Genomic DNA, 6,208 nt, shown 5'->3' with positions numbered 1-6,208 from the left:
CGAGCTGGCCGGGATCGCCTTCGGCCGCCCCCGCAGACGCGGTCCGCTGACCGAGTTCACCCTCGCCGACGTGATCGTGCGACCGGGCGACCGGGGCACCGCCGCCCGGCTGCTGCGGGCCGCCGCCGCGGCCGGCTGCGACCACGCCGCCACCCATCTCGCCCCCGGCACCGAGGCGGCCGCCGCCGCGCTGCGCGGCGGCTACCTGACCGCCCCCCGCACCGGGATGACGCTGGCCGCGCGCGGTCCGCTCGCCCCGCTGCCCGCCGAACGCACCCTGGCCGACTGGCGGTTCAGCCTGGGCGACCTGGAGGTCTTCTGATGGACCGTCCGGCAGCCGCCCTCGGGCGGCCGGACCTGCGCGCCCTCGCCCAGCGGGTGCACTGGCCCACCGCGGTGGCGGCCGCTCTGGTGATCGGCTACGTCACGCTGTTCGTGGTGGCGATGGTGCACACCAGCTATGACACCTGGGGCGCCCTGCTGGTGGCGCCGGCGCTGATGGCGATCGGCACCCCGATCCTGGCCCGGGTGGCCGCCGCCAACCCCGAGCCCGCGGTGTTCAAGCTGCTGATGCTGGCCATGGGCCTGAAGCTGTTCTGCGCCTTCCCCCGCTACCTGATGGCCTTCGTGCTGTACGGCGGCGCGGCCGACTCGAAGATGTACCACCAGAAGGGCAGCGCGCTCGCCGAGTACCTGGACAGCGCCGACCTGCTCGGCCAGGGCGTCCACTACGACCTGGGGATGAAGGTGGCCGGCACCGGCTTCATCATCATCGTCACCGGCGTGGTCTACGCGATCACCGGGCCGACCCTGATCGGCGGCTTCCTGGTGTTCTCCTGGATGGGCTTCTGGGGGCTGCTGCTGTTCTGGCGGGCGGTGCAGATCGCCTTCCCTGAGGCGGACTCCCGGCGCTACGCCAAGCTGGTGTTCTTCCTGCCCTCGCTGCTGTTCTGGCCGTCCAGCATCGGCAAGGACGCCTGGATGATGCTGTGCCTGGGCCTGACCACGTACGGGGTGGCCCGGCTGCTGGACCGCCGGTTCGGGGCCTTCGTCTGCATCGCGCTCGGCTCGCTGGGCACCGCGATGGTCCGCCCGCACGTCACCGTGCTGGCCGGTGCCGGGCTGTCGGTGGCGTACGTGCTGCGCAAGCGGCCGCAGCAGGTCAGCGCGCTCGGGCCGCTGCGCACCATCCTGTCGGTGGTGGTGATGGGCGCGGGCGTGATGCTGATGCTGCAGCAGGTCTCCACCTTCTTCGGGACCGAGGGCGCCAACGGGGACAGCCTCAACCACGTGCTGTCGGAGACCTCGCGGCGGACCTCCCAGGGCTCCTCCGTGATCAACGCGGCACCGGCGGACGACGTCGCCCCGCAGTTCAGCCTCAACCCGAGCGGGCTGCCGGTCGCGGTGATCAGCGTGCTGTTCCGGCCCTTCCCGTTCGAGGCCTCCAACATCCAGAACCTGATCCAGTCGGTCGAGTGCTTCGCCCTGCTGATCATGTTCATCCGGGGCTGGCCGCACCTGCGGCAGCTGCCCAGGCTGTTCCTGCAGCGTTCCTACATCGCCTACACGGTGGTCTACACCCTGCTGTTCTGCTGGGCCTTCTCGACCATCAACAACATGGGCATCCTCTCCCGGGAGCGGGTGCAGGTGCTGCCGCTGTTCCTGGTGCTGCTGGCGGTGCCCCGGCCGGAGTCGGCGCGGGCCGCGCCCACCAAGCGCTCCCGGGCGCCGGTGTGGCGGGTGCCGCCCGGACAGTGGGGCCCGCGCCCGGAGCAGAGCGTGTCCCACGAACACCCGGCCCGCGTCGGCGGGCCGGACTCACCACCTCGTCCCAGGGGGGATCGAACCACATGACCACCACCGACCTCGCACTGCCCGCCGCCCTCGGCGGCACCCCGGAGTTCCCGGACGGGCTGCCGCTGACCCGCGTCCTGGTGCCGCAGCGCGAGTCCCTGCTGCAGCGCCTCGGCGCTGTCCTGGACAGCGGCCAGCTGACCAACGGCGCCACCGTGCGCGAGCTGGAGCAGCGGGCCGCCGAACTGCTGGACGTCCCGCACGTGGTGGCGGTCTCCAACTGCACCGCGGGGCTGATGCTGGTGCTCCAGGCGGCCGGGGTCGGCGGCGGCCGCCCGGTGGTGATGCCCGGGTTCACCTTCTCGGCCACCGCGCACGCGGCGCACTGGGCCGGCGGCACCCCGGTCTTCGCCGAGGCCCGCGAGCAGGACATCACCCTGGACGTGGCCGACGCCGAGGCCCGGCTGAAGGCCGCCGACCGGCCGGCCGCGCTGATGGCGACCCACGTCTACGGCACGCCCTGCCAGGTGGAGGACCTGCAGACGGTCGCGGACGCGGCCGGGGTGCCGCTGGTCTACGACTCGGCGCACGGCTTCGGCAGCCGCCGCCGCGGGGTGCCGATCGGCAACTTCGGCCTGGCCGAGGTGTTCTCGATGAGCCCGACCAAGGTCGCGGTGGCGGGCGAGGGCGGCCTGGTCGCCACCCGGGACGCGGCGCTCGCCGAGACCCTGCGCACCGGCCGCGACTACGGCAACCCGGGCGACTACAACACCCTCTTCCCCGGGCTGAACGCCCGGATGAGCGAGCTGCACGCGGCGGTCGGCCTGGCCTGGCTGGCCGACCTGCCCGAGCGGGTCGCCCACCGCGGCGCCCTGGTCCAGGAGTTCGCGGCGCAGGTGGCCGGGGTGCCCGGACTGCGCCTGGCGCTGCCGGAGGACGGTGACGTGTCGACCTTCAAGGACCTCACGCTGATCCTGGACGCCGAGGCCTTCGGCCTGGGCTCGCAGGAGCTGGCGCGGGCGCTGAAGGCCGAGGGCATCGACACCCGGCGCTACTTCCACCCGCCGGTGCAGCGCCAGCAGTCGTACGCGCACCTGGGCCAGGCCGAGGACCTGCCGGTGACCGACCGGCTGGCGGACTCGGTGCTCACGGTGCCGCTGTGGACCCACATGGACGCGGCCACCGTCCGCCGGGTCGCCGGGGCCGTGCTGAAGGTCCGGCCGCATGCGGAGCGTCTGCGCGCCGCCGGTCACTGAGCCCGCCGGGGCCGTGCCGCCGGGCGCCGGTGCGCCCGGCGGCACGCGTCTTCGAGCCGCGAACGCCGGTTCGGCGCTTAGCCGAATCAGGTGAACTCGGTTGGACCGTAAGCCTGTTGTATCGGGAGGATGGCGCGCCGGGCCGGGACGGCCCGGGTCTGCGGCAGGCCGCCAGGAGGCCTGCCCCCGTACGATTTGGAGCACTCGGTGTTCAAGGGCTTCCGCAGCTTCCTGCTGCGCGGGAACGTCGTCGACCTCGCGGTCGGCATCGTCATCGGCGCGGCCTTCACGGCCGTCGTCACCGGGTTCGTGACGGCGTTCCTCACCCCGCTGATCGGGGTCGCCACCGGCGCGGTCGGCGACTTCTCCAAGGAGTCCTTCGCGGTCGCCGGGACCACCTTCCCGTACGGCGCGTTCCTGAACGCCCTGATCGGGTTCGTGCTGGTGGCCGCGGTGATCTACTTCGCGGTGGTGGTGCCGGTCGGCAAGCTGCAGGACCGGTTCAACCCGGTGCGGACCGTCCCGGTGGCGAAGACCGACTGCCCGGAGTGCCTCAGCAGCATTCCGGCCGCCGCCTCCCGCTGCTCGTTCTGCACCAGTGAGCTCACCGGCCACCGCGGGCTGCCGGCGCAGCCGCTGCAGAGCCGCTGACCTGGGATCTCCCCGTCCGGCCGGCGGCCTGGGCCGACGGCCGCGCAGGCCTGCTCGGCGGACCGGTCCGGGCCGCCGGGCGGCGTCCGGCGGACCGGCACCCGCCATGGGCCGTTCGATTAGCGTTCGACTACCCGTCAGAAACCTCGAGTGGCCGAAATCGGGTGCCGAAATGTCGGATCTTCCCACTTTCGAGCCGTTTGTTCGAGCGAAGACTGTGTAAACAGTTGAACTCCCCTGCCTTCCACTCTCCTCAGCAGGCACATTGTGGGCTTACGGTATGCCCCATGACCTCGCCCCGCTCCTACGACGGAGTCGGCTACCCCTCTCCGTCCTTCGGCTCCGGCACGCCCATCTACGACAGCCTTGTCGCGGAACGTGGCGTCCCGCAGATCGCGCCCATCAACGTGCCGGCGGCGCTGCCCCCGGCCACCGGCTACGGCTCCTCGTACCAGAGCAGCTACGCCCCCTCGTTCGACAGCCCGGCGAGCAATCTGCCCGCGCTGCCGCCGGCCCGCCTCGCGCTCGGCCCCGGCCCGAGCAGTGGCCCGATGACCACTCACATCCCGGTCCAGGCCACCCCGGCGGTGTACCCGGCGCCGCAGGCCCCGATGACCGGCTACGCCTCGGCGCCCGGCTTCCAGCAGGCCCCGCCGGCGTACCAGGGCGGCTACCAGAGCCAGGGCGGCCAGAGCTTCGGCGGCCAGAACACCTTCGCCCAGGCCCCGCAGGGCGTGGGCGGGCAGAGCTTCGGCGGCCAGAACACCTTCGGCGGCCAGGGCTTCGGCGGCGGTCAGAGCTTCGGTGGTCAGAACACCTTCGCCCAGGCCCCGCAGCAGCAGAGCTTCGGCGACCAGAGCTTCGGCGGCAACCAGCTGCGGCCCGCCGCGCCGGTCGCCCCGGTCCGCCCGGCGCCGCAGCAGTACGGCCAGCCGCAGTACCCGCAGTACCCCCAGGCCGGCTGAGCCCGGCCCTGACCCCCGCCGGACGAGGGCGGCGGGGGCCGGGAGCAGGGCGCAGGGTCGACCTCGGGGGCCGCCCGTGCACCGCGAGCATCGCGGAGCGCGGGCGGCCCTCGCACACCCGGGCCGGCCCGTCCCGGGTGCACGGACGGGATCCCGGCCGCACCGGCCGGTCGCACACCTCCCACCCCGGCGGCCGCGGTTCCGGGCCGCCACCGCGACTGGCAGGATGGGGGCCATGCCGCAGCTGACCGGTCTCCACCTGTACCCCGTGAAGTCCACCTACCGGCTGAGCCCGCGCAGCGCCCCGGTCGAGCCCTGGGGCCTGGCCGGCGACCGCCGCTGGATGCTGGTCGACGAGCAGGGCCGCGCGGTCACCCAGCGCGACCTCCCCGGCCTGGCCCGCTTCCGCGCGGTCCCCGCGGCCGGCGGCGGCCTGGTGATGACCGACCCCGACGGGGTCAGCACCGAGATCGCCGCCCCCCGCACCGCGCACGGCGCCCCGCCGGCCGACGTGGAGATCTTCGGGACCGTCTTCGGCGCCGCCGAGGCCGCCAAGGAGGCCCAGCTCTGGTTCGGCGAACGGCTCGGCGACCACCTGCGGCTGGTCCACCTCGACCGCCCGGACACCAGCCGCGCCATCAAGCCGAAGTACGCGCTGCCCGGCGAGACGGTCAGCATGGCCGACGGCTTCCCGTTCCTGCTCACCACCACCGCCTCACTGGCCGAGCTGAACCGGCGGATCGCCGCCGACCACCCGGACGACCCAATGAAGGGCGCGGCGCTGCCGATGGAGCGGTTCCGGCCCAACCTGGTGATCGACGGGACCGCGGCCTGGGAGGAGGAGACCTGGCGGCGGATCCGGATCGGCGAGGTCTCCTTCCGGGTGGCCAAGCTGTGCGCCCGTTGCGTGGTCACCACCACCGACCAGGAGACCGGCGTGCGACGCGGTCCCGAACCGCTGCGGGCGCTCGGCCGCCACCACCGGATCGGCCAGAAACTGATCTTCGGCGTGCAGCTGGTCCCGGAGCGCCCCGCCGGCGTGGACGGCGACCACCTCGGCACCGTCCGGCTCGGCGACGGCCTCACGGTCCTCGAGCACGGCGGCCACACCGAGGACGACTGAGCCCGGGCGGTGCGGACACCGAGCACCGGTCCGCTGTCCGGAACCGCGCACCCGCTCGCTCGTTGAACCGGTGAGCGGCCGGGCCCGGCGGGCGGAGCACGCTACGGTGGGGCGGCACGCAGGCCTCGACGAAGGTGGGGACGACAGACCGTCATGGCTGAGCACAGGGTCCGGGTCACGCAGGACAGCGGCTCCCGCTGGCGCCGCCGCGCCGGGGAGTACGAGACGCTGGGCGAAGCCCTGGCCGCCGCGGAGCCCGGTGACACGCTCACCCTGCGGCCCGGCACCTTCCGCGAGACGGTCGTGCTCGACAAGGCGGTCACCCTGCTCGCCGCGGACGGGCCGGGCACCGTCCGGCTGGTGCCCTCCTCGGGCGTGCCGCTGACCGTGACGGCCGCCGCGGCCGTCCACGGCGTGGT

5 protein-coding genes and 2 pseudogenes are annotated in these 6,208 nt (G+C 73.8%); all 7 read left to right on the top strand.

Going from position 1 to position 6,208, the window contains the following annotated elements; all coding sequences use genetic code 11:
• A pseudogene (locus AA75_RS20360) lies at positions 1-322 on the top strand (GNAT family N-acetyltransferase); the annotation flags it as partial.
• Positions 322-1,854: a hypothetical protein gene (locus tag AA75_RS49555; protein ID WP_051812867.1), complete on the top strand. Its 1,533-nt coding sequence runs from the start codon at positions 322-324 to the stop codon at positions 1,852-1,854. The pseudogene AA75_RS20360 and the gene AA75_RS49555, both read left to right, overlap by 1 nt.
• Positions 1,851-3,050: a DegT/DnrJ/EryC1/StrS aminotransferase family protein gene (locus AA75_RS20350; protein ID WP_033821564.1), complete on the top strand. Its 1,200-nt coding sequence runs from the start codon at positions 1,851-1,853 to the stop codon at positions 3,048-3,050. The genes AA75_RS49555 and AA75_RS20350 overlap by 4 nt, the downstream gene beginning before the upstream one ends.
• Before the next feature lie 207 nt (positions 3,051-3,257).
• On the top strand, positions 3,258-3,701 hold the full coding sequence (gene mscL / locus AA75_RS20345; protein ID WP_033821576.1) for a large conductance mechanosensitive channel protein MscL: 444 nt from the start codon (positions 3,258-3,260) through the stop codon (positions 3,699-3,701).
• Positions 3,702-3,988: 287 nt separating this feature from the next.
• The gene (locus AA75_RS52170) at positions 3,989-4,666 is read left to right on the top strand and encodes a DUF6643 family protein (protein WP_051812865.1); all 678 of its coding nucleotides are present in this window, start codon (positions 3,989-3,991) and stop codon (positions 4,664-4,666) included.
• A gap of 226 nt (positions 4,667-4,892) precedes the next feature.
• A complete protein-coding gene (locus AA75_RS20335; protein ID WP_033821563.1) occupies positions 4,893-5,789 on the top strand; it encodes an MOSC domain-containing protein in 897 nt (298 codons plus the stop codon).
• A 153-nt stretch (positions 5,790-5,942) separates the two neighbouring features.
• Positions 5,943-6,208 (top strand): annotated as a pseudogene (locus tag AA75_RS52165) (sporulation protein); the annotation flags it as partial.

Source organism: Kitasatospora sp. MBT63 (assembly GCF_000710465.2).
Lineage (GTDB): Bacteria > Actinomycetota > Actinomycetes > Streptomycetales > Streptomycetaceae > Kitasatospora.
This window is presented reverse-complemented; position numbering and strand designations above follow the sequence as displayed.

What these genes read in the sequence shown, in the direction of transcription:
- AA75_RS52170 (WP_051812865.1), top strand. Translation starts at nt 3,989, where the DNA reads ATGACCTCGCCCCGCTCCTACGACGGAGTCGGCTACCCCTCTCCGTCC.
- AA75_RS49555 (WP_051812867.1), top strand. Translation starts at nt 322, where the DNA reads ATGGACCGTCCGGCAGCCGCCCTCGGGCGGCCGGACCTGCGCGCCCTC.
- AA75_RS20335 (WP_033821563.1), top strand. Translation starts at nt 4,893, where the DNA reads ATGGGGGCCATGCCGCAGCTGACCGGTCTCCACCTGTACCCCGTGAAG.
- AA75_RS20350 (WP_033821564.1), top strand. Translation starts at nt 1,851, where the DNA reads ATGACCACCACCGACCTCGCACTGCCCGCCGCCCTCGGCGGCACCCCG.